The 20759-nt window shown below is 47.2% G+C and carries 24 protein-coding genes; 23 read left to right on the top strand and 1 reads right to left on the bottom strand.

Annotation, left to right across the window (positions count from 1 at the left end; all coding sequences use genetic code 11):
- Positions 1 to 69 precede the first annotated feature (69 nt).
- From ACXAD6_RS09975 to ACXAD6_RS09935, 9 genes are all read left to right on the top strand, one after another.
- Positions 70 to 687, top strand: a complete 618-nt coding sequence (locus ACXAD6_RS09975) for a stage V sporulation protein AA (protein WP_474968738.1) — start codon at positions 70 to 72, stop codon at positions 685 to 687.
- Positions 674 to 1084 (top strand): stage V sporulation protein AB, encoded by a 411-nt coding sequence (locus ACXAD6_RS09970; RefSeq protein ID WP_027954479.1) that lies wholly within the window; start codon positions 674 to 676, stop codon positions 1082 to 1084. The genes ACXAD6_RS09975 and ACXAD6_RS09970 overlap by 14 nt, the downstream gene beginning before the upstream one ends.
- A 22-nt stretch (positions 1085 to 1106) precedes the next feature.
- On the top strand, positions 1107 to 1565 hold the full coding sequence (spoVAC, locus tag ACXAD6_RS09965) for a stage V sporulation protein AC (RefSeq protein WP_474968737.1): 459 nt from the start codon (positions 1107 to 1109) through the stop codon (positions 1563 to 1565).
- Positions 1566 to 1577: 12 nt separating this feature from the next.
- Positions 1578 to 2594: a stage V sporulation protein AD gene (spoVAD, locus tag ACXAD6_RS09960; protein ID WP_474968736.1), complete on the top strand. Its 1017-nt coding sequence runs from the start codon at positions 1578 to 1580 to the stop codon at positions 2592 to 2594.
- The gene (gene spoVAE, locus ACXAD6_RS09955) at positions 2591 to 2941 is read left to right on the top strand and encodes a stage V sporulation protein AE (protein ID WP_474968735.1); all 351 of its coding nucleotides are present in this window, start codon (positions 2591 to 2593) and stop codon (positions 2939 to 2941) included. The genes spoVAD and spoVAE overlap by 4 nt, the downstream gene beginning before the upstream one ends.
- Before the next feature lie 23 nt (positions 2942 to 2964).
- Positions 2965 to 4431, top strand: coding sequence for a spore germination protein (locus ACXAD6_RS09950; protein WP_474968734.1), 1467 nt, complete (start codon positions 2965 to 2967; stop codon positions 4429 to 4431).
- Positions 4432 to 4553: 122 nt separating this feature from the next.
- Positions 4554 to 5867: a diaminopimelate decarboxylase gene (gene lysA / locus ACXAD6_RS09945; RefSeq protein ID WP_474968733.1), complete on the top strand. Its 1314-nt coding sequence runs from the start codon at positions 4554 to 4556 to the stop codon at positions 5865 to 5867.
- Positions 5864 to 6298 carry a peptidylprolyl isomerase gene (locus ACXAD6_RS09940; RefSeq protein ID WP_474968732.1) on the top strand — a complete coding sequence of 145 codons (435 nt, stop codon included), beginning with the start codon at positions 5864 to 5866 and terminating at the stop codon, positions 6296 to 6298. Before lysA ends, ACXAD6_RS09940 begins: the two co-directional genes overlap by 4 nt.
- Positions 6299 to 6804: 506 nt before the next feature.
- Positions 6805 to 7170 carry a GNAT family N-acetyltransferase gene (locus ACXAD6_RS09935; RefSeq protein WP_474968731.1) on the top strand — a complete coding sequence of 122 codons (366 nt, stop codon included), beginning with the start codon at positions 6805 to 6807 and terminating at the stop codon, positions 7168 to 7170.
- 45 nt (positions 7171 to 7215) lie between these two features.
- On the opposite strand, the gene ACXAD6_RS09930 is transcribed toward ACXAD6_RS09935, so the two are convergent.
- Positions 7216 to 7680: a DUF309 domain-containing protein gene (locus ACXAD6_RS09930; protein WP_474968730.1), complete on the bottom strand. Its 465-nt coding sequence runs from the start codon at positions 7678 to 7680 to the stop codon at positions 7216 to 7218.
- A 187-nt stretch (positions 7681 to 7867) separates the two neighbouring features.
- Here ACXAD6_RS09930 and ACXAD6_RS09925 point away from each other — a divergent pair, with 187 nt between their 5' ends.
- The 14 genes from ACXAD6_RS09925 (at position 7868) to ACXAD6_RS09860 (ending at position 20731) form a co-directional block, all read left to right on the top strand.
- A complete protein-coding gene (locus ACXAD6_RS09925) occupies positions 7868 to 8623 on the top strand; it encodes a segregation/condensation protein A (RefSeq protein ID WP_474968729.1) in 756 nt (251 codons plus the stop codon).
- Positions 8614 to 9207: an SMC-Scp complex subunit ScpB gene (scpB, locus tag ACXAD6_RS09920; protein WP_474968728.1), complete on the top strand. Its 594-nt coding sequence runs from the start codon at positions 8614 to 8616 to the stop codon at positions 9205 to 9207. Before ACXAD6_RS09925 ends, scpB begins: the two co-directional genes overlap by 10 nt.
- A 139-nt stretch (positions 9208 to 9346) precedes the next feature.
- Entirely contained in the window at positions 9347 to 10417 is a 1071-nt protein-coding gene (locus tag ACXAD6_RS09915; RefSeq protein ID WP_474970399.1) for a D-alanyl-D-alanine carboxypeptidase family protein, read from the top strand.
- Positions 10405 to 10995 carry a nucleoside recognition domain-containing protein gene (locus ACXAD6_RS09910; protein ID WP_474968727.1) on the top strand — a complete coding sequence of 197 codons (591 nt, stop codon included), beginning with the start codon at positions 10405 to 10407 and terminating at the stop codon, positions 10993 to 10995. Before ACXAD6_RS09915 ends, ACXAD6_RS09910 begins: the two co-directional genes overlap by 13 nt.
- Positions 10992 to 11507: a spore maturation protein gene (locus ACXAD6_RS09905; RefSeq protein ID WP_474968726.1), complete on the top strand. Its 516-nt coding sequence runs from the start codon at positions 10992 to 10994 to the stop codon at positions 11505 to 11507. Before ACXAD6_RS09910 ends, ACXAD6_RS09905 begins: the two co-directional genes overlap by 4 nt.
- A 126-nt stretch (positions 11508 to 11633) precedes the next feature.
- Positions 11634 to 12371 (top strand): pseudouridine synthase, encoded by a 738-nt coding sequence (locus ACXAD6_RS09900; protein WP_474968725.1) that lies wholly within the window; start codon positions 11634 to 11636, stop codon positions 12369 to 12371.
- Positions 12372 to 12424: 53 nt separating this feature from the next.
- Complete coding sequence (gene resA, locus ACXAD6_RS09895; protein WP_474968724.1) at positions 12425 to 12976, top strand: thiol-disulfide oxidoreductase ResA; 552 nt, start codon at positions 12425 to 12427, stop codon at positions 12974 to 12976.
- A gap of 29 nt (positions 12977 to 13005) precedes the next feature.
- Positions 13006 to 14640 carry a cytochrome c biogenesis protein ResB gene (gene resB, locus ACXAD6_RS09890; RefSeq protein WP_474968722.1) on the top strand — a complete coding sequence of 545 codons (1635 nt, stop codon included), beginning with the start codon at positions 13006 to 13008 and terminating at the stop codon, positions 14638 to 14640.
- A gap of 16 nt (positions 14641 to 14656) precedes the next feature.
- Positions 14657 to 15844, top strand: coding sequence for a c-type cytochrome biogenesis protein CcsB (ccsB, locus tag ACXAD6_RS09885; RefSeq protein WP_474968721.1), 1188 nt, complete (start codon positions 14657 to 14659; stop codon positions 15842 to 15844).
- Positions 15845 to 15923: 79 nt separating this feature from the next.
- The gene (locus ACXAD6_RS09880; RefSeq protein ID WP_474968720.1) at positions 15924 to 16640 is read left to right on the top strand and encodes a response regulator transcription factor; all 717 of its coding nucleotides are present in this window, start codon (positions 15924 to 15926) and stop codon (positions 16638 to 16640) included.
- On the top strand, positions 16640 to 18406 hold the full coding sequence (locus tag ACXAD6_RS09875; protein WP_474968719.1) for an ATP-binding protein: 1767 nt from the start codon (positions 16640 to 16642) through the stop codon (positions 18404 to 18406). The genes ACXAD6_RS09880 and ACXAD6_RS09875 overlap by 1 nt, the downstream gene beginning before the upstream one ends.
- 148 nt (positions 18407 to 18554) lie before the next feature.
- On the top strand, positions 18555 to 19097 hold the full coding sequence (sigX, locus tag ACXAD6_RS09870) for an RNA polymerase sigma factor SigX (protein WP_474968718.1): 543 nt from the start codon (positions 18555 to 18557) through the stop codon (positions 19095 to 19097).
- The gene (locus ACXAD6_RS09865) at positions 19084 to 20184 is read left to right on the top strand and encodes a hypothetical protein (protein ID WP_474968717.1); all 1101 of its coding nucleotides are present in this window, start codon (positions 19084 to 19086) and stop codon (positions 20182 to 20184) included. Before sigX ends, ACXAD6_RS09865 begins: the two co-directional genes overlap by 14 nt.
- Positions 20185 to 20278: 94 nt before the next feature.
- Positions 20279 to 20731: a helix-turn-helix transcriptional regulator gene (locus ACXAD6_RS09860; RefSeq protein WP_474968716.1), complete on the top strand. Its 453-nt coding sequence runs from the start codon at positions 20279 to 20281 to the stop codon at positions 20729 to 20731.
- The last annotated feature ends 28 nt before the right edge of the window (positions 20732 to 20759 follow it).

Below are 20759 nucleotides of genomic sequence, written 5' to 3'. Positions count from 1 at the left end.
AGGGTGGCGTATGATTTCCGCTGCACCACGCATAATAAACGTATCTAACCATTACAGGGGGCGTGAAAGATGACAGCACCCGTCTATATTCGTCTGAAGCAGTCCATTTACGTTCATCCTCAGGCAGAAATTCGTCTTAAGGATACGGCTGCAATCACAGGGACTGAACAGCAGATCGCCCCTTTGAAGGAAATCGTTCTGCATGCCGTGACACCCGAGGACCAGAACATTGTCGTCATTGACGCGTTCATGATTGTGGAGCAGATCCTTCATCAACAGCCTGGTACAGAAGTCCAATTGATCGGCCCATCCTGCTGCGTCGTGCATATAGAGAAACACGGGAAGGAACCGAATCCCATGTTGATCAGTGCTATTTGGATCTTATTATTTATCGGAGCCGCCATGGCTATTATGAATTTCCATTTCGATGTCAGCATGCAGTCCGTGCAGCAGAAGCTGCACTTGATGCTGACAGGACGGGAAGCCGAATATCCATTATGGATACAAATTCCTTATTCGATCGGACTGGGAATCGGTATGATCTTATTTTTTAACCATTGGTTCCAGAAAAGGTTCAATGAAGAACCGAGTCCCATGGAAGTGGAGATCTTTAACTACCAGGAGGATCTGGATCATTATGTAGCCATTAAAGAAAATAAGGTGGAAAAAAAGGATGTGGATCGTTGAAATCTTAATCGGACTGGCTTCAGGGATTGCCGTCGGCACAGGATTTGTAGCATTCCTGACTGTCCTCGGTATTGTACCGCGTCTCATGCAGTTGAGCCATTCGGAATCAAAGTTGAGGCATTACGAATGGGCGGTCATCACTGGTGTGTTTTTCGGGATTTATTTATCATTTGGCAGCTTTCCTCTTCAGATGACATGGTGGGGGCTCGGCGTGTGGGGGCTGTTTCATGGGATCTTCATCGGTATGCTTGCAGCGGCTCTCACAGAAGTGTTGAACGTTTTTCCTCTGCTTTTTAAAAGGATAGGAGTCGATGGTTATCTCTTTACGTTATTAATGGCGCTGGTGCTTGGGAAAATCGCAGGTTCGCTGTTTCAATGGATCATTTTTGTCAGATAATCCGCAAATTGGAGGGATATGTATGGATAAGCAGCCTTTGAATGAGCAGAATTTTGAACATGCCGTCAAATCCTATCAACCGAAGCCGCCTTATGTAATGAACTGCATAAAAGCATTCATTGTAGGCGGCCTCATCTGTGTGTTCGGAGAATTGTTATCACAAATGTATATACATTGGTTTGACTATAATGAAGAAAATGCAATGAATCCTACAGTGGCCACCCTTATTCTCTTAGCAGCGCTCGCGACAGGTTTTGGTGTTTACGACAAGCTGGGGCAGTTTGCGGGGGCTGGATCGGCTGTACCGGTGACTGGTTTCGCCAACTCGATTACGAGTGCAGCCCTTGAACATAAATCAGAAGGCCTTGTTCTCGGGGTGGCGACCAACCTGTTTAAACTTGCGGGTTCGGTCATTGTCTTCGGTGTCGTGGCTGCTTATGTTTTAGGGATTTTCCGATACCTTTGGTCACTTATATTCTAGGAGGAAACAGGAATGGGTAAAGCTGGAAAGCACACATGGACATTTTCCAATCAAGTTTATATACAGGCTTCAGGTACAGCTGTCGGACCGATGGAAGGGGAAGGGCCTCTCGGGTCGACGTATGATGTAATCCATAAGGAACTCCATTGTGGAGAATCCAACTGGGAACTGGCGGAAAGGAAGCTGATGTTTGATGCGGTATACGCGTGTCTCCAAAAAGCAGGAGTCGATCAGTCCGCCATCGATTTGTTCCTTGCGGGTGATCTTCTCAATCAAAACGTGACTGGAAATTACGTGGCCCGCCAGCTTGGTATTCCCGTTCTCGGCATGTTCGGTGCCTGCTCGACGAGCATGGAGACCCTGGCGTCAGGCGCGGCTCTTGTCGACAGCGGGTTTGCAGATCAGGCTTTAGTAGCGGTGAGTTCCCATAATTGTACAGCCGAACGCCAATTTCGTTACCCGACGGAATATGGAGGACAGAAGCCGAAAACAGCGACGTATACGGTAACCGGAAGCGGTGCCGCTCTTCTTTCCAGGACTCCTTCCCCTGTTCAAGTTGAAGCGGCAACAATCGGAAGGGTGATGGATTATAACATCAAGGATCCTTTCGATATGGGATCCGCTATGGCTCCGGCGGCATGGGATACGATTAAAACCCACCTGGAGGATATGGGGAGAATGCCTTCGGATTATGATGTGATAGCGACGGGGGATTTATCATCTGTAGGTTCGCCGATTTTCAGAGATATGATGAAGCAGGATGGGTATGACCTTAGTGAAGTCCATAAAGACTGCGGCATGCTTGTCTATCACAGCGATCAGCCTGTATTTGCCGGGGGGAGCGGCTGTGCCTGTTCCGCTGTGGTCACGTATGGAAAACTGCTAAAGGATTTGATGGACGGAAAATATAACAAGGTGCTCGTCGCAGCCACCGGAGCTTTGATGAGTCCGATGATGATTCAGCAGAAGGAATCGATTCCAGGTATAGCGCATGCAGTTGTATTAAAGCGTGGGGAGGGAGCCTCATGACCTTTTTATGGGCTTTTATCGTAGGGGGAGGAATCTGTGTCATCGGCCAGATCCTGCTTGATGTATTCAGACTGACACCTGCCCACGTGATGTCCTCCTTTGTTGTGGCGGGGGCGGTTCTCGATGCTTTCGACATTTATGATAAACTCATTGAGTTTGCAGGGGCGGGGGCTACGGTGCCGATTACCAGCTTTGGACATTCCCTTCTGCACGGAGCGATGGAACAGTCGGAAAAGCATGGGTTCATCGGAATAGCTGTCGGCATTTTCGAACTAACGTCTGCAGGAATTGCCTCTGCCATTTTGTTTGGCTTTATCGTTGCTGTGTTTTTTAAACCGAAAGGATAATGATGCCTCAAGGAGTGAAAGGAATGCCGGATCAAAAAGAAGCACCCATCGTTATGAAACTGGAACAGAATAGAAAAGCAATGAACGAGAGGATAGGGGTTGAACAATCCTTTGATCTTGGATTCCGCACCGTTCATATTCTTGGAACAGAAGTCAATGTGTATTATGTGACAGGTCTTGTAGAGACACCCATCATAGTAGAAATTATGAGGCAGTTGTTCGAATTGAATGAAGGTTCGGAAAAAGAGGATTCCATCCGCTCGCGGATCAAGAACGATATTCCACACCAGCAGGTGGAATCCTCTTCAGATATGAACCAGTGCATCACCCAGTTGTTATCCGGGCTGATCATCATTTTTGTAGAAGGAGAGACAGAAGCGTTCATCGTGGATGTCCGTACCTACCCGGGCCGTACACCGGAAGAGCCGGATACAGAAAAAGTGATCCGAGGATCCAGGGACGGATTCACTGAAAATATTATTGAAAATACTGCTTTAACAAGGCGGAGAATTCGTGATGAACGTCTTCGTCATGAAATTCTTCAAGTAGGAGAAAGGTCAAAGACCGATATCTGCATTTCTTATATCAAGGATGTCGCAGATCCCGGGCTTGTCGATTTGATTAAGAGTGAAATTAAAAACATCGATATCGATGGACTTTCCATGGCAGATAAGACGGTTGAAGAATTCCTCGTCAAGCAGGGGAGGAACCCGTTTCCGCTTGTCCGCTATACGGAGAGACCGGATGTGGCATCGTCCCACTTGTTTGAAGGGCACGTCGTCATTATGGTGGACACCTCCCCGAGTGTGATTATTACGCCGACGACCTACTTCCATCATGTTCAACATGCGGAGGAATTCAGGCAGGCACCGGCCGTAGGTACATTTGTCCGCTGGGTGCGCTTTTTTGGAATCTTTTCATCCATATTTGTACTGCCGCTCTGGATGCTTTTCGTAATGCAGCCGGATCTGCTCCCTCAGGCGCTGGCTTTTATCGGCCCGAATGAAGAGACGGCCATACCGATCATTATTCAAATTCTACTTGCGGATCTCGGTCTCGAAATGCTCAGGATTGCCGCCATTCATACCCCGACACCGTTATCGACAGCTATGGGTCTGATTGCGGCCGTGCTGATCGGGCAGATTGCTATTGACGTGGGAATGTTTGTCCCGGAGGTTATCCTCTATGTAGCCGTTGCCGCAATCGGGTCCTATTCCACTCCCAGTTATGAATTGTCCGTCGCCAATAAGATGGCCCGTGTGCTGTTTGTCATTTTAGTAGCCGCTTTTGGTATCAAAGGTTTAATGATCGGTTTCCTTGGTTTCGTTCTACTACTGGCTCATACAAAATCGCTGAACACGCCTTATCTCTGGCCTTTCCTGCCTTTCAATGCCAAAGCAGCGCTGCAGATTATACTGCGGCTCAGTATGCCGTCACTCAAGGTGCGGCCGAGTGTGGTCCACCCTCAAAATAACCAGCGGCAGAAATAATCATATTGCCGGTCTTTCAGCAATGTGATAAATTATAGACAATTAAAAAATGTCCTTTACCAATAAAGGGCATTTTCTTTTTATTCCAAGTACATACGTTTGAACAAAAAAGGCGGGATGGTATGAATCACGAAGTAAATGAACAAGGGCAGCTTATGATTGCCGGAGTGCCGGCAAATGAGCTCGCCCACCACTACGGCACGCCGTTATTTGTCTATGATGTCGACCGAATCCGTGCGAATGCGCAGGCGTTTGTACGTACATTCGAAGAATATAACGTTCCTGCCCAGGTCGCTTATGCCAGTAAAGCTTTTTCTTCCACAGCGATCCTTCAAGTCGCCCATCAGGAAGGGCTTAGCCTTGACGTCGTTTCCCAGGGAGAGCTTCACACTGCTCTCGAAGCAGGTTTTCCAGTAGAAAAAATCCATATGCATGGAAACAATAAGAACATCCAGGAAATTGAGATGGCTGTGCGCTGCGGCATTGGATGCATTGTTGTCGATAACTTCTTTGAAATTGAACTGCTGAGCGCTGTATTGAAAGAACAAAATAAAACGATGGATGTGCTTCTTCGTGTTACACCAGGGATAGAAGCGCATACCCATGACTATATTCTCACAGGTCAGGAAGATTCCAAGTTCGGGTTTGACTTGAGCAGCGGCCAGGCCGAGGAGGCGTTTCAGAAAGTCCAGGAAGACCCGAATATACACATGAAGGGACTTCACTGCCACATCGGTTCCCAGATATTTGAAACGGATGGTTTTCAAATGGCTGCCCAGCGCCTATTCCGCACCCTTCACGAGTGGAAGGACACCTATCACTATGAAGCTTCTGTCGTCAATCTTGGTGGAGGATTCGGAATTCAGTATACGGAAGAGGATCAGCCGCTTGAGCTGGATCAGTACGCACACGCTCTTATTAAAGAGGTGAAAGCCTTATCCCGTCAGTTCGACTACCCGATGCCTGAGATCTGGATTGAACCCGGCCGGGCGATTGTGGGAGAAGCGGGTACGACCCTTTATACAGTAGGTTCTGTGAAAAACATTCCGGACGTGCGGACTTATCTATCAGTTGATGGGGGAATGACGGATAACATCCGGCCTGCTTTGTATAATGCAAAATATGAAGCCGCCCTTACGGAGAAAATGAATGAGCCTAAAGAAAATACCTATTCAATTGCCGGGAAGTGCTGTGAATCCGGAGATATGCTAATATGGGATGTGGCGCTTCCTGCTGTTGAGCATGGAGATACACTTGCAGTTTTCAGTACAGGAGCGTATGGTTATGCTATGGCAAGTAATTATAACCGCTTTCAAAAACCGGCAGTTGTGTTTGTGGAAAACGGGGAACATCAGCTGGTCGTCCAAAGAGAAAGTTATCAGGATATGACCAGACTGGATTTGTCATACGAGAATGGAAAGGGGAAAGAGAAATGAAACAAGCAACGATTCAATTTGAAAATGGTGAGAAAATGGTGGCTGAGCTTTATGAGGAAGCTGCGCCGAATACGGTAGCCAATTTCGAGAAACTGGCCAACGATGAGTTTTATGACGGCCTGACTTTCCACCGTGTTATTCCTGACTTTGTCATTCAGGGAGGCTGCCCGAACGGAACAGGTACTGGTGGTCCTGGATATACAATTAAATGTGAAACAGAAGGAAACCCGCATAAGCACGAGCGCGGATCCTTGTCTATGGCCCATGCAGGCAAGGACACAGGAGGAAGTCAGTTCTTTGTCTGTCATTCTCCGCAGCCTCACCTTGATGGCCGTCATACGGTATTTGGAAAAGTCATTGAAGGTGTGGATATCGTTGACCGTGTACGTGTCGGTGACGTTATGCAGAAGGTAAGAGTAAAAGATAAATAAGGTATTGGATGAGCCGGCTTGAAAAGACAATGACCCATTGTTGGATCAGCGGCTCCTCTTTTTCTGTCCGGCGGGGAGGAAAAGAGCGGTTACATCTGCTTATGAAATGAACGGTGAGTCATTCATTGAGAGAGGGAGACGTAAGGTGACCGGGTGTCCGCCTGATTCCCGTCACAGGCGCCATGCTGTATCATCACTCTTAAGTAGTCTGTTGCGCTTGTGGAGAGAGGGTTGAATATTTTATCCTGTTGCTATATTCTTATTGAACGGGGATAAGAAATTCGTTCGACCGGGGGATACAAGATGAAATGGAAAAACTGGACACTGTTTACCATTCTCGCTTTATTCAGCATTGGCTGGGGCCTGTTTTACTGGTTTGGCATTGTTATGTAAAATCGTGGTGTCCGGCCTGACAGACAAGTGGACAATTACTTGAATAGAATGATATGACTTAAATGTATGTGGATAACCAATACGATTAGTTATTTCATAATTGAGGGGTTAATATGCTGATTCGATATAAAAAATCTTTTGAAAAGATAGCTATGGGTCTGCTTTCCTTTATGCCGGAAGTTACAGACGTCCGCAATCTGCAGGATGTCATCCGGCGGTATGATGCAGATCCTGACTGGTATCTGTTTTTATGGAAAGAAGAAGATATTCTGGGGGCGGTGGGCGTCCGTCTGGAGGACGGCAGAGCCGTCGTACAGCACGTCTCCGTTAATCCATCCCACCGTAATCAGGGGATTGGACGCAGGATGATTCAAAGCATCCGTCTTCACTTTAAAGATCAATGTGAAATCTGTGCTGACACAGCTACAGAAACGTTCATTGAAAAATGTGATGAGGAAAGTGCTTCTTCCCAGTTGTAAGATAAAAGAGGTGCCTCTGCGGCACCTCTTTTCTCATGGGGAAATTTATCTTCTGCGCTTATGTTTATGAATCAGTCTTTCATCTTCCATCCTGCTGGGTGATCCGAATGCCACTCCCCAACTTTGACAGATTTCATCAACATCCTGTAAAAGCTGTGGGTCCGTAATGGAAAAGTTCCAGCTTACATAGGGTTCACCGCTGCGTACACGACAGAGTTCTGAGGAAAGCTTTTGTTCCATGTGGACTGGATCAATCCCCAGATGTACAAGGGATTCCCGCTGTACAGGCATATGATGGACGCACCTTTTTAAAAGAGTGACAGCGCCGTTTTGGTTGCCCCGCCGGTCATGGTACATAGCCACAGCTGTTTGTATAAGCAGAACCCATACAGACTGCCGGTTGCCGGGGTCTGTATTTTTCCAGTGCTCCTCGAGCACTTCATGGCATTCAAAGTAATCCCTTGTCCCATGAAAATGGGCCAGAAATTCCAAGTAAAGAGAAGGGTACATTGCAATTACTCCATTTCAAGCGGAAGCCTGTTGGTCCGCGTCATTTTTTCGAAACCGGCGTGCCCGCTCTCTATAGTTTATAGGATACACCCATTCATCTACAAGGGGCACCGTTTAGACCACCTGTTGGCATAAGAACATTTCTGATATGATAAAAGTGAAGAATCAGTGGTAAAGGAAGAATAACATGACAAAAAGCTACCAAGTGAAAGTGGAAGGCTTCGAAGGGCCTCTGGATCTTCTTTTACATCTTATCAATCGATACGAAATTGATATCTATGATATTCCTGTTTCACAGATAACGGATCAATACATGCATTACATTCACACGATGCAGGAATTAGAACTTGATCTTGCCAGTGAATATTTGGTGATGGCTGCAACACTGCTGGCTATAAAGTCACAGATGCTGCTTCCTCAGCCTCAAATGGAAGAAGATATGGAAGATATGGAACTCGAAGAAGACCCACGGGAAGAATTGATGCGGCGCTTGATCGAATACCGTAAATACAAGCAGGCCGCGGATGAATTGAAGCAGAAAGAGCTGGATGCCAATCGGATCTATACGCGTCCACCTTTAAGTGTAGAGGACCAGGAAGAGGAAAAGGCGGAAGTCCGTCCGGGAGAAGCATCGATTTATGATATGATCCAGGCCATGGGCAGGCTGATGAAACGTAGTAAAGAAAAGCAGCCCGATGAAGCCAGGGTCCGGCGCGATGAAATTCCCATCCAGATGCGTATGGACGAAATATTACATCAAATGCAGCGTTCGCCAGAAGGGACTCCGTTTTACCAGTTGTTCGAAAAACGGACGAGGCCCCATATTGTCGTTACGTTCATTGCCCTTCTTGAGTTAATGAAAAGCAATGATATTACCTGCGTGCAGCAGAAGCATTTTGAAGAGTTAATTGTGTTTAAGATGGAGGATGCCCCATGGAATTAGAGGAATACAGAGCAATCATAGAAGGGGTGCTGTTTGCCTCCGGTGAAGAAGGAGTGCCGAAAAAGAAGTTGATGGATTTGTTGGGAATAGACAAATCTTCTGTAGATGATTTGATTGAGAGTATGCAGGAAGCTTATATGCATCCATCCCGGGGGCTGATGATTATGGAGTCCCAGGGAACCCTGCATCTTACAACGAAACCCGAGCATGCGTCCTACTACAAACGTCTGCTGGATTCCCCGAGCGCAACCAGACTTTCGCAGGCGTCTCTGGAAGCGCTGGCGATCATCGCATATCAGCAGCCGATAACGAGAATTGAAGTGGACGATCTGCGCGGGGTGAAAAGTGACCGCTCTATACAAACCCTTGTCAATAGAGGTCTGATTGAAGAAAAAGGACGCAAGGACGCTATTGGTCGTCCAATTCTTTACGGAACGACGAAGGACTTTTTGATTTACTTTGGTTTGACATCGATCGACGACCTTCCACCTCTTGAGGACCTGCAACACCCTGAGGATATGGCAGGAGATGCCGATCTTTTCTTTGAAACATTTGAGAAAGATCCATTAAATGATGAAGACTGACACTTGCTGCTCCTGATCCAGGGGCAGCATTTTTTTACGACTGGGCGGGAACTTCATGATTCATATGCCTGTACATTCAGGCATAAGGTGTAGCAAACGACTAGAATGGGAGGAGCTCCTCTTGAAAAGGTGTTTATATATGATTTTGACCGCCCTGCTCGCTTTCCAATGGTTTAGTTTACACCCGGTTCAAGCTGAAGGAGCGCTGTCTGTATCAGCCGAGCATGCGGTTTTGATGGATGCAGCATCCGGACGGGTCCTGTATGAAAAAGATGCCTACGAACCAGCTTTGATTGCCAGTACAACTAAAATCATGACGGCGTTGATTGCCGTTGAATCAGGCAAAATGGATGAGAAGGTTTCCGTAAGTAAGAGAGCCGTGTATACAGAGGGATCTTCCATTTATCTAACAGAAAAAGAAAGTATCCGCTTAAAGGATCTTGTTTATGGTCTCATGCTCCGGAGTGGGAATGATGCAGCGGTTGCTATAGCTGAACATGTGGGAGGAAGTGTTGAAGGCTTTGTCCAGATGATGAATGATAAGGCCGCATGGCTCGGGATGAATGACAGCCGGTTTGAAAACCCCCACGGCCTGGACGGGGAATCCCATCTTTCGAGCGCCTACGACTTAGGCCTGCTGATGGCTTATGCAATGAAAGATGAAACGTTTCGTGAAATTACGGGAAGCGAATCCTACCTTTCAGAAAACAGGGACTATGCGTGGATGAACAAGAACAAAATGCTCACTCAGTATTATGATCCGACAAATGGTGGAAAGACAGGTTTCACCAAGGCAGCAGGACGGACGCTGGTCACCTCTGCTGCTAAAGAGGGAATGGAATTGATTGCGGTCACTTTGAATGCACCGGACGATTGGAATGATCATAGAAACATGTTCGAGTGGGGATTCGCCCATTTTGAAACCGTCCTTCTGCAGAAGAAAGGCACGGTGAAAGTGGGGGGAGAAACCTATTATGTACCGAGAGATTTAGCTTATCCATTACTTCCATCTGAAAAAGAGCAGTTGGAGGCCGTGTTTTACCCTGTAGAAGAAGGGGCGGAAATCATGGCAGGGGTTACTTATTACAAGTCGGGCCGCGTCCCAATCGTAGAAGCAGCCGTTTGGAAAGAACGGCCGTCGCAGTCTTTTCTGCGGGAAGTCGGTGATTTTCTTCACCGGATGATGGGGGTGGCGCCATGGTCAACCTGATCTGGGCGCTTCTTGCAATCATCGGTATTGTTTATGCGGCATTCAACGGCACAATGAAAGAGGTCAACCAGGCGATATTTGAGACGCTGGATGAGGCTGTTATGATTACGATCAGTCTCGCGGGGGTGCTGGTGTTCTGGCTTGGGCTGATGAAGATCGCGGAAGAAGCTGGATTGTTAAGAGGACTTGCTGTGTTATTTAAACCTGTAGTCCGCCGGATCTTTCCAGATATCCCGGACAACCATCCTGCACTTGGATACATTTTATCGAACATGACGGCCAATATGTTCGGGCTGGGGAATGCAGCGACGCCGATGGGGCTGAAGGCGATGAAGGAATTGAAGGATCTATCCGGTTCGGACCATGCCAGCCGTTCCATGATTACCCTGCTTGCCCTCAACACATCCTCGTTAACGTTGATTCCTACAACCGTTATAGCGATCAGGATGAAATATGGATCCTCTGACCCTACATCGATCATCGGGGCTACCATACTGGCCACAATCATTTCCACCTGCGCCGCCCTCTGCATCGACCGCTATTTTTATTACAGGAGAAAGCGGAGGCTTGGATTATGATCAGTATATGGCTGATTCCGGGAATCATCTGCCTCGTACTGGTCACGGCTACCATAAAAAAGATTCCCTCTTATGAGGTTTTCGTAGAAGGGAGTAAGGAAGGGCTGCAGATTGCTGTGTCCCTGCTGCCCTTCCTTCTAGGCATGATGGTATCCATCGCCGTCTTTCAGGCCTCAGGAGCTATGGGAGCGGTGCTCGTATTGTTCGAACCCGTTATGAATGCTTTCGGCGCACCGGAGGAAATTCTGCCGCTGGCTTTTATCCGGCCCATCTCGGGAACGGCCGCATTGAGTATGACAACAGAACTGATCCGTACGTTCGGCCCTGATTCTTTCATCGGCTATCTGGCATCCGTCATGCAGGGAAGCACAGATACTACGCTTTACATCATCACCGTCTATTTCGGTGCTGTAGGAATCAAGCGGATGGGCGATGCATTGAAGGTTGGACTCCTTGCAGATTTAGTTGGTATACTGGCATCAATCATAATTGTGATCATCCTATTCCAATGATAGGATGATTTTTTTGTTCAAACCTATATAGAATGTGTATAATGTAAATGGTATGTTCACTTGCTTAAGGAAAGCTGCAGGGGACATGAGAGATTTTAGAAACAGAAGAAAGTTGGTGACGGTCGTATGGCAGAGAAGGAACGACTACAAAAGGTGATCGCCCATGCCGGTGTTGCATCACGAAGAAAAGCAGAACAGATGATTTTGGATGGAAAAGTGAAAGTGAATGGTGAAATTATCACGGAACTTGGAACAAAGGTTGGAAAAAACGACGATGTTGAAGTGGAGGGTGTCCCAATCGATAAAGAGGAACCTGTCTATTTCATGCTCTATAAACCAAGAGGTGTGATTTCCAGTGTAAGCGATGACAAAGGCCGGAAAGTCGTAACGGACTTTCTTCCTGAAGTGAAAGAGAGGATTTTCCCGATCGGACGCCTGGATTATGATACATCCGGCTTGATCCTGCTCACTAATGACGGGGACTTCGCTAATATGCTTATGCATCCCAGCCATGAAGTCAACAAAGTATATATCGCAAAAACGAAAGGGATTCCGACGCCGGAACAGTTGAAGCAGTTGAAAAAAGGGATCACGGTGGACGGGGAGTATTTAAAAGCTGTCCATGCAAAAATCAACTCTACGGATTCCAGAAAAAATACAGCAATCGTTCAGGTTATTCTGCATGAAGGGAAAAATCGTCAGGTGCGCCGTATGTTCGATACCCTCGGTTTCCCGGTAGATAAACTGAAACGTGAACGATACGGAACGCTGGACCTTAAAGGGCTGAATGCCGGAGATTATCGTCCTCTGAAGCCTTTTGAAGTGAAACAGCTGCGCCAGCTCGCTGAAGAAAATGTTGAATAACGTTCATATTTTGACTTTCCAATCGATGATATAATGATCTGGGAGTGACGGCTATGAAAGAGAAAACCATCCGGAAAAAGAAAAAAAGGCTGATCTTCCGGGCTGCCATGCTGACGGTTATGATTGGCCTTGTCGTTTTTGCTCTCGTGGCAAATGGAAAAGATGATCAGGTGGCTGTTGCCAAAGGGGAAGAGGCGCCTGATTTTCAATTGAAGAAATTCGGTACGGAAGAAACGGTTCAATTGAGTGATTTGGAAGGGCAGGGGGTCATGCTGAACTTCTGGGCCACCTATTGTGGTCCGTGCAAGGATGAGATGCCTTATATGGAAGAGTTATACGCCGAGTATAAGGAAAAAGGTGTGGAGATCCTTGCCGTCAACCTGGATTCAACAGAATTGGTTGTAGAAAACTTTGTGAATGAATATAACCTCTCCTTCCCGATTCTTCAGGATAAAAAAGGACAGGTGATGGATCTGTATAACATCGGTCCGATCCCTTCGACCTTATTCATCAATCCGGAAGGTGATATTGAAGAGCAGGTGATCGGCCCGCTGACATTGGAAAAACTGGAGGGGTACCTGCAGGAGATTTCACCAGAGGAATAGAGTCTACTTATATATTGTGAGGTTTTATTATGAATGAGATTACCTGTGAGTGTGGACACGTAAACCCCGAAGGTACCGTTTTATGTGAGTCCTGCGGAAAACCGATCGAGGGGAATCAGCATATTGACGGCAATGACCAGAAGGAATTGCTGAACATGCGCTATGATGGCAGTGCCCGCAGGTCCCAGACGTATAACCGGACGATGGTTGATAAAATATGGAATTTCTTTTCCTCTGTTAAAGTGGGCGTTTGGCTCATTTTTATTACTGTCATAGCTTCAGCAGTAGGAACGATTTTTCCACAGGAAGTGTTTATACCTGGGAATGCTGATCCGGCCACCCACTACCGGGATCAATACGGAATCGCAGGTCAGATTTATTATCAGCTTGGTTTTCATGATTTATTCAGTTCCTGGTGGTATATGCTGCTGATTGCCATGATCGGTATTTCCATCGTTATTGCCAGCATCGACCGATTTTTTCCTCTATACAAAACCTTGAAAAACCAGAAGCCGAAACGGCATGAGTTGTTTATGAAAAAACAGCGGGTGTTCGGAACGACAGAAACTCAGAAAGTGGATGTGGAGCGTTTCAAAGCCAACCTGAAGAAACAGCGTTTTCGTGTGTTTGAACAGGATGGTCATCTGCTGGCGGAGAAAAACCGGTTTGCCCGGTGGGGACCGTATGTCAACCACATCGGCCTGATCATTTTTCTGATCGGGGCTCTTCTCCGATTCGTCCCGGCTTTTTATGTTGATGAATTCATCTGGGTCCGGGAAGGGGAAACCATTTTAATTTCCGGAACGGATGGGCAGTATTATATTGAAAATAAAGCTTTTACACTGGAAACGTATGACAAGGATAATCCTGATGATGCCCGGTTTAAAGAAGCGATTGAAAATCAGAATGGAGCCATTCCTAAAACCTTCCGGACGGATGCTGTGATCTATGAGCGCACCAATTCGGATGTCCCGGGAGCTGAACCGGAGCTGGAGCAGGTCAAAGAAGGGGCATCCACGATGAACAATCCTTTGAAATTCGGTGATTATGCCCTTTATCAAGCCAGTTATCAGCTGAATGAATTCAAGGAAATGTCCTTTAAGATTCATGACAAGGATGACGAATCGACCAACTATGGAGAATTCACCGTCGATCTGACAGATCCTCAATCTACATATGAACTGGACGGAGGCTACAGGGTGGAAATCGCCAACTATTTTCCTGATTATGAACTGGAAGATGGGGAACCGGTTTCCGTGTCGAAGTATCCAAGGAACCCGGCCTTTGTTTTTCAATTATTTCCTCCAGGGGAGTCTGAACCTGAAACCAGTTTTCTCGGTATAGGAGCCAATGTTGATGCTGGTGGTGAAAATGAGTACAAGCTCGGTCTGACTGAATTTGATGTCAGGGATGTGACCGGTCTGACCGTGAAAAAGGATGAAACGCTCTGGCTGATTGCTTTTGGAGGCGCTGTCTTTATGATCGGTGTTGCCCAGGGCATGTACTGGAACCACCGCAGAATCTGGCTTCAGCCTAGAAGTGATGGTGTCTGGATTGCAGGGCATACGAATAAAAACTGGTATGCATTAAGGATGGAGATTGATAAAGCGATTGAGGGAACAGGAATAGAAGCTCCCGTCGATCAGCACGAAATGAAATCATAGAGTCAGGAGGATGAACATGGGAGATTTAACGACCATAAGCAGTAACCTGCTTTATGCGGCATTTTTCATCTACTTGACGGCTACCTTCTTCTTCGGGGGAACAATAAGAGATAAGAAGAAAGGCAGCAGCAGAGTGGCTGGAAATATCGGTATTACGATTACCATCATAGGATTTCTTACGCAGCTTGGATATTTCTTTACAAGGTGGGGAGCAAGTGGTCATGCCCCAGTCAGTAATTTGTTTGAATATACGACATTCTTTGGGATGATGCTCGTTTTTGCTTTTATTGTCCTTTACTTTATTTACCGTGTGGATCTGCTGGGTCTGTTTGCCCTGCCGATTGCTCTGCTTCTCATTGCATTTGCGAGCATGTTTCCGACAGAGATTTCACCTCTCGTCCCGTCCCTGCAGTCGCACTGGCTTTATATTCATGTAACGACAGCTTCTCTCGGTCAAGGAATCCTGTCCGTAAGCTTTGTCGCCGGTTTAATCTTTCTTATCCGGCAGGTGGATCAGACGAAACGATCCAAGCATACGATGTGGCTTGAGTTTGTCATCTATATCATTGCCGCTACAGTTGCGTTTATCGTCCTTTCCTCAACCTTCAGTGCTCTTAATTACCAGGCGGATTTTGAAGCACCAGTCGAAGGACAGCCGATGACCATCACCTATGAGATGCCCGCCATTGCAGGCCCTGCTGGAGGGGAATTACTGACTGAAGATGCGGTATCTCCTTTGTTTGATGCTCCTGAATGGATGCGTGGCGAAGATGCAGCGAAGAAATTCAATACATTCCTCTGGGCTGTCGCTGGCGGACTTGTTCTTTACTGGGGCTTACGCCTCGTTTTCCGCAGACGTATTGCGGCGGTCATTCAGCCGCTGTTGAAAAAGGTTAATCCTGAGCTTGTTGATGAAGTGTCTTACCGGGCGGTAGCCATCGGGTTTCCGGTCTTTACGCTCGGGGCACTGATCTTCGCTATGATTTGGGCCCAGCAGGCATGGGACAGGTTCTGGGGCTGGGACCCGAAAGAGGTCTGGGCTTTGATCACCTTCTTCTTTTATGCCGCTTATCTGCACCTCCGCCTTTCCCGCGGATGGCAGGGGATGAAGTCTGCCTGGCTGGCTGTTGGTGGTTTCGGTATCATTATGTTTAATTTGATCGCCGTTAACTTAATCATTTCAGGTTTGCATTCTTATGCATAAGATCAAGGGCAGACGGTTTTGAATCGTGCTGCCCTTGCTGTACATTCAATCGATTTAAATGGTAATGGAGGAAGATATTATGGAACGAGAAGCTAAAATACTGGTCGTGGACGATGAGGAACGTATCCGCCGGTTGATCCGTATGTATCTTGAAAGAGAAGATTACGTGATTGAGGAGGCAGAGGATGGCGAAGAAGCCTTCCAAAAAGCGGTCCAGGAAGATTATGATGTGATCTTGTTGGATTTGATGCTTCCGGGGAAAGACGGCATTGACGTCTGCCGTGAACTGCGTGAGAAGAAAGCGACACCGGTGATTATGCTGACGGCCAAAGGAGAAGAAGCGAATCGTGTCCAGGGCTTTGAAGCAGGGGCTGACGATTATATTGTGAAGCCTTTCAGTCCGAGGGAAGTGGTTCTGCGGGTGAAGGCCCTGCTGCGCAGGTCTTCCTCGACGAAGTTTTTGGAAACGGAAACCTCTGCCCGCAACGTCCTTGTTTTTCCTCATATGACGATTGATAATGATGCCCACCGTGTAACCGCTGATGGGAATGAAGTATCTTTGACACCGAAAGAGTATGAACTACTGCATTTTATGGCGCAGGCCCCGGATAAGGTTTTTGATAGGGAAAGGCTTTTGAAAGAGGTATGGCAGTACGAATTTTTCGGGGATTTGAGAACGGTCGATACCCATGTGAAACGACTGCGTGAAAAACTCAGTAAAGTGTCCGCAGAAGCTGCCGGAATGATTGTAACGGTATGGGGCATCGGCTATAAATTTGAGGTCTCCGGCGATTGATGTTCTGGCGTAGTGTCGTAGGTAAATTGTGGTTTACCATCCTCTTTCTCGTATGTTTTGTTCTGTTTATTTTAACCATCCTTTTATTGGAGTTTTTTCAGAATTACCACATTCTTGAGGCGGAACGGCATCTTCTCCAGACCGCTGATAAAATATCGGAAGTGGTGGAGAGGTATGAGTCGGATGAGGATCTTCTTTTGTCTACGACAGAACTCGTCAAAGATCCTGCGAGCCGGGCTGTCATTACGTGGGGCCCGGACCGTCAGATTGCGGCGGAAAGCTCCTCTGAGAATCTTCCTGTCATCAATTATGATTGGTTTAGAAGCGACCCTGATTTATCCACGGTTATGGAAGAAGGCATGGACGTGAAAAAGGTAGCTGATCTGAGTGCCGGAGAAACCGGCATTATGGTTGTAGGTACACCCCTCACCGAGGGTCAGGGGGCGGTGTTTGTCTATCAGTCGCTGGATACGATTGAAGAGACTTCTGAACAAACGACTAAAATCATCTTCCTTGGTGCAGGGATTGCCATTGTTTTAACTACCATCTTTGCTTTCTTCTTGTCGACGAGAATTACTTCGCCTTTGATAAAAATGAGGGAAAGCGCCCTTGAACTTGCTAAAGGCCGCTTCAATACGAAAATCCCGATCCGTACTCATGATGAAATCGGCGAGCTTGCTATGGCTTTTAATCGGATGGGTCGGGAGCTGAAATTTCATATTAATGCCCTGAATCATGAGAAAGAACAGCTGTCCGGGATTCTTCGGTCCATGGCGGATGGGGTTATTACCGTGAACCGTCAAGGGGATGTTCTTGTATCCAATCCGCCTGCTGAACAGTACTTGGAGGCATATGAGTTTGAAAATCAAGGGGCAGATGGACACGTAGATCTTCCTGAACCATTACAGGAACTGCTGCAGCGCGTCATTATCGAAGAACAGGAGCTGATGACAGAAGCAACTCTGCAGGGGCGTTCATGGGTGATTTTAATGACGCCTCTATACGATCGTCAGAAAATCCGTGGTGCGGTGGCTGTTCTAAGGGATATGACAGATGAGAGGCGTCTGGATAAACTAAGGAAAGATTTCATTGCCAATGTATCCCATGAGCTTCGCACGCCTATTTCGATGCTCCAGGGCTACAGTGAAGCTATTGTGGACGACATCGCGGAAAGCAAAGAGGAAAAGAATGAACTGGCTCAGATTATCCATGATGAATCGCTTCGGATCGGCAGGCTCGTCAATGAACTGCTCGATCTGGCCCGTATGGAGGCGGGGCATATCCAGTTGTCCATGGAGACGTTGGATATGGAATCCTACATGCATAAGATCATCAGGAAGTTCCAGGGGGTTGCGAATGAAAAGGGCGTGATCCTTCATTCAGCTATAGATCCTCAAGTGGAAACGGCCTCTTTTGATCCCGACCGGATCGAGCAGGTGTTTACCAACCTGATTGATAATGCCATCCGTCATACAGAAACAGGCGGCGAAGTCATGATTCGTGTGGAAGCCGGAACCGGGGCATGGGTGGGGGCGGTCAGTGACTCCGGCCTCGGCATTCCTGAAGAGGATCTGCCGTTTGTATTCGAGCGTTTTTATAAAGCAGATAAATCAAGAAAGCGTGAAAATAAGAATTACAAGAAAGGGACCGGCCTTGGTCTTGCCATCACGAAGAACATTGTAGAGGCTCATGAAGGTTCAATCAGTGTTCACAGCCGGCTGAAAGAAGGGACAACCTTCACCTTCAAGATCCCTTACCATCCGTAACGTAGAAGCTGCCTGCTGCAGGCTGCTTCTACGTTTTTTTTGGACGTTTGAAAGATCTGGTTTTCTTTTCTAAACGAAGACTTTAAGATGAAAGTGTAACGTTTGATACATAGGAGCGTCTAAATAAGTATCGCAGGAGGTACAGCCATTGAGAGCGTTCTTTGATGAACTTTATGATCATTACCACCAGGACCTGTTTCAGTTCATTTTTTATATGGTAAAAGACCGTAACCTGGCGGAGGATCTTGTCCAGGATGTTTACGTGAAAGTGTTGAAATCCTATCAATCTTTTCATGGGAAAAGCTCGGAAAAAACGTGGTTGTTTTCCATTGCTCGTCACGTAACCATCGATCACTTCCGCCGTCAGAAAAGGACGCGGGATCGTGTGGCTGAATTTTTTGACTGGGGCGATAAGGGCGCCCAGCTTCCTGACCGCGCTCCACTCCCTGAAGAAATCATTATCCAGAGTGAGGATGTGCGGCATGTCTACCTGGCGATGAACCATTGCTCTGTCGATCAGCGGACCGTTTTGATCCTCCGTTATATCCAGGGGCTTTCGATTAAGGAAACTTCCGAGGTTACGGGCTGGACAGAAAGTAAAGTGAAAACGACACAGCATCGAGCGCTGAAAACCGTGAAAGAATATACAGATTCAGTGGAAGGAGGGGGAGGAGAATATGAAAAAATCTAATAGACAGAACGTGGAAAAGCAGTTATCCAGGCTTCCTTCCATAAAAGATCATCAATCCAGAGATGTTCTCTACAAGGCAGTCAACCAAAAGTTACACCGGAAGGAAAAACGTATCCCTTCGTGGCTGGGGCCTGGATTTGCCGTCTGTGCCGTGCTCGTACTGCTCGCCGTCTTTATCCCTGTCTTTATGGCACAGAATCAACAATTGAATACCCAGCCTTCCACACAGACCAGTGATGAAGCTTCCCCGTCTCTGGAGAGCCCTGAAAAAGAAAGTTCTGCAGGATCCGCTGCGAAGGAAGAGGGGGAGTCTTCTGAGGCGCCCGATGGATCGTTCTCTATCAAGGAGGATGAGTGGTTTACATTCGCTTATCCGGGAAGGAATGCGGAAGTTGTTATTCCGGTTTCCACTCACGATGCTCTTCCTTATACAAAGGAAAAAGCGGAGGAGAAAGGGCTGTCAGACAGGCTTCTACAGAACGTCGAGATTGATATTGATGAAGAGACGAAAAAGGCGGAGGTTACTTTTCCGGATGAATTTGAGCCGGCAGGAACTGCGTATGTGCAAATGCTCATGGAAAGTATCCGCTGGGAGCTGGAAGGAAAAGGAGTGCGAACCATTGCGTTGAATCGTCCTTCCTATGATTCGGTCCCGATGGGGAATTACGGGGAACTGAACAGCCTGGACCCGATTTCGGAAGGGGAGTATATGTTTAAGCTGTACCAGTATAACGCCCAGTCCTCCTCTTATCTGGCTCCGGTTCCTACGGAAGGGAAACCATCGCTGGAAGACGTGTTGAACTTGATGAAGGAGAAAGGTGGAGGAACGTATATCAGACCCTCTGTACCAGACCATGTGGAATTTGCCGTCGATAAGGTTGAAGAAGGGCATGTACAGCTGGACATTACTCATCAGGAGTGGAAGAGCGAACAGGAACTCATTCTGATGATTGAGGCTGTTTCAGCTACGGCCCGCCATTTCGGGATGTCCCGGGTCACCTTTGGTGGAATGGGAGTGGAGGAAGTAGGAGGGTATGATTTAACAAAACCTGTCGATCTGCCCGGTCCCTTTAATGTAGAATCATGATCCTTACCAAACTCCCCATGTTCAGGGGAGTTTTTTTGGGACGTTCCGGCTGATGCATGTTAAAATAGAACCGTCTGAAAAAGGAGACATGCAGATGGATCAAATGGAGATACAGCAATTAATTTCTCGAAAAATGAAGCTTATCCGGGTGGAATATGGATACACACAGAACCGTATGGCTGAAATCATTGGTCTGTCCAAAAAGACCCTTGTTCAAATAGAAAAGCAGCGAACGACGGCTGGGTGGACGACGGTCACAGCGGTCTGTGCGCTCTTCAGAGAAAGTGAGATCATCAGGAGAGTCTTGGGCGATGCGCCTCTGGAAATATTGGAAACGGCTGCCCATCTTCATATAAACGCCGGGGAGGAAGTCCCATCCACCCTGCCGGTGACGTGGACGGTCATCACTGAAAAAAGCAGTTTTAAGCTCGAACGAAATGAAAGGAGCGGACATTTCCGCATCAGTAGAGCGGGAACGAGGCTTTTATCAACATGGAATCGTGTGGAGGCAGAACTCCATTTGGAGAAGATAGCACGTGACATATAAGAAAGGCCCCTTTTTAGAAGGGGCCGGT

It is taken from the genome of Halobacillus sp. ABH2_015 (genome assembly GCF_056158945.1).
Note: the sequence above shows the minus strand (reverse complement) of the source record. Positions and strands in the feature narration are given on the sequence as shown.

What these genes read in the sequence shown, in the direction of transcription:
- ACXAD6_RS09875 (WP_474968719.1), top strand. Translation starts at nt 16,640, where the DNA reads ATGTTCTGGCGTAGTGTCGTAGGTAAATTGTGGTTTACCATCCTCTTT.
- ACXAD6_RS09900 (WP_474968725.1), top strand. Translation starts at nt 11,634, where the DNA reads ATGGCAGAGAAGGAACGACTACAAAAGGTGATCGCCCATGCCGGTGTT.
- spoVAD (WP_474968736.1), top strand. Translation starts at nt 1,578, where the DNA reads ATGGGTAAAGCTGGAAAGCACACATGGACATTTTCCAATCAAGTTTAT.
- ACXAD6_RS09880 (WP_474968720.1), top strand. Translation starts at nt 15,924, where the DNA reads ATGGAACGAGAAGCTAAAATACTGGTCGTGGACGATGAGGAACGTATC.
- ACXAD6_RS09935 (WP_474968731.1), top strand. Translation starts at nt 6,805, where the DNA reads ATGCTGATTCGATATAAAAAATCTTTTGAAAAGATAGCTATGGGTCTG.
- ACXAD6_RS09915 (WP_474970399.1), top strand. Translation starts at nt 9,347, where the DNA reads ATGATTTTGACCGCCCTGCTCGCTTTCCAATGGTTTAGTTTACACCCG.
- ACXAD6_RS09970 (WP_027954479.1), top strand. Translation starts at nt 674, where the DNA reads ATGTGGATCGTTGAAATCTTAATCGGACTGGCTTCAGGGATTGCCGTC.
- ccsB (WP_474968721.1), top strand. Translation starts at nt 14,657, where the DNA reads ATGGGAGATTTAACGACCATAAGCAGTAACCTGCTTTATGCGGCATTT.
- resB (WP_474968722.1), top strand. Translation starts at nt 13,006, where the DNA reads ATGAATGAGATTACCTGTGAGTGTGGACACGTAAACCCCGAAGGTACC.
- ACXAD6_RS09910 (WP_474968727.1), top strand. Translation starts at nt 10,405, where the DNA reads ATGGTCAACCTGATCTGGGCGCTTCTTGCAATCATCGGTATTGTTTAT.
- ACXAD6_RS09940 (WP_474968732.1), top strand. Translation starts at nt 5,864, where the DNA reads ATGAAACAAGCAACGATTCAATTTGAAAATGGTGAGAAAATGGTGGCT.
- ACXAD6_RS09975 (WP_474968738.1), top strand. Translation starts at nt 70, where the DNA reads ATGACAGCACCCGTCTATATTCGTCTGAAGCAGTCCATTTACGTTCAT.
- ACXAD6_RS09865 (WP_474968717.1), top strand. Translation starts at nt 19,084, where the DNA reads ATGAAAAAATCTAATAGACAGAACGTGGAAAAGCAGTTATCCAGGCTT.
- ACXAD6_RS09950 (WP_474968734.1), top strand. Translation starts at nt 2,965, where the DNA reads ATGCCGGATCAAAAAGAAGCACCCATCGTTATGAAACTGGAACAGAAT.
- ACXAD6_RS09930 (WP_474968730.1), bottom strand. Translation starts at nt 7,680, where the DNA reads ATGTACCCTTCTCTTTACTTGGAATTTCTGGCCCATTTTCATGGGACA.
- ACXAD6_RS09860 (WP_474968716.1), top strand. Translation starts at nt 20,279, where the DNA reads ATGGATCAAATGGAGATACAGCAATTAATTTCTCGAAAAATGAAGCTT.
- resA (WP_474968724.1), top strand. Translation starts at nt 12,425, where the DNA reads ATGAAAGAGAAAACCATCCGGAAAAAGAAAAAAAGGCTGATCTTCCGG.
- scpB (WP_474968728.1), top strand. Translation starts at nt 8,614, where the DNA reads ATGGAATTAGAGGAATACAGAGCAATCATAGAAGGGGTGCTGTTTGCC.
- lysA (WP_474968733.1), top strand. Translation starts at nt 4,554, where the DNA reads ATGAATCACGAAGTAAATGAACAAGGGCAGCTTATGATTGCCGGAGTG.
- ACXAD6_RS09905 (WP_474968726.1), top strand. Translation starts at nt 10,992, where the DNA reads ATGATCAGTATATGGCTGATTCCGGGAATCATCTGCCTCGTACTGGTC.
- spoVAC (WP_474968737.1), top strand. Translation starts at nt 1,107, where the DNA reads ATGGATAAGCAGCCTTTGAATGAGCAGAATTTTGAACATGCCGTCAAA.
- spoVAE (WP_474968735.1), top strand. Translation starts at nt 2,591, where the DNA reads ATGACCTTTTTATGGGCTTTTATCGTAGGGGGAGGAATCTGTGTCATC.
- ACXAD6_RS09925 (WP_474968729.1), top strand. Translation starts at nt 7,868, where the DNA reads ATGACAAAAAGCTACCAAGTGAAAGTGGAAGGCTTCGAAGGGCCTCTG.